Source organism: Orbus sasakiae (genome assembly GCF_039542345.1).
In the GTDB taxonomy this organism is placed as follows: domain Bacteria; phylum Pseudomonadota; class Gammaproteobacteria; order Enterobacterales; family Orbaceae; genus Orbus; species Orbus sasakiae.
This window is the reverse complement of sequence record NZ_BAABHY010000018.1, coordinates 1-540: the sequence shown is the minus strand read 5'-3', so window position 1 is coordinate 540 and position 540 is coordinate 1. Positions and strand designations below refer to the sequence as shown.

At 43.0% G+C, this 540-nt stretch carries 1 protein-coding gene; it reads right to left on the bottom strand.

Annotated elements, in window-relative coordinates; genetic code table 11:
* Nucleotides 1–540, bottom strand: a 540-nt coding sequence (locus ABEA36_RS13210) for an EF-Tu C-terminal domain-related protein (RefSeq protein ID WP_345492824.1), incomplete at both ends; no start/stop codon positions are given.

Below are 540 nucleotides of genomic sequence, written 5' to 3'. Positions count from 1 at the left end.
CAAAACGTAAGCCGTCTGCCATCGCGATTGGGTGAATTAATGATACAACCATTTTGATGTTATCGCCTGGCATTACCATCTCTACGCCTTCTGGTAATGTGATTGTTCCTGTTACGTCTGTTGTACGGAAGTAGAACTGTGGACGGTAACCTTTGAAGAATGGAGTATGACGTCCGCCTTCTTCTTTGCTTAGGATATACACTTCTGATTCAAAATCAGTATGTGGTGTGATTGAACCTGGTTTTGCAAGTACTTGACCACGTTCGATATCTTCACGTTTAGTACCACGTAGTAACACACCTACGTTCTCACCAGCACGACCTTCGTCTAGTAATTTACGGAACATTTCAACACCAGTACATGTCGTTTTCACTGTCGGTTTAATACCTACGATTTCAACTTCTTCACCAACTTTGACGATACCACGTTCAACACGACCTGTTACCACTGTACCACGACCTGAGATTGAGAACACGTCTTCAATTGGTAGTAGGAATGGTTTATCGATATCACGCTCTGGCTCTGGAATATACGTGTCTA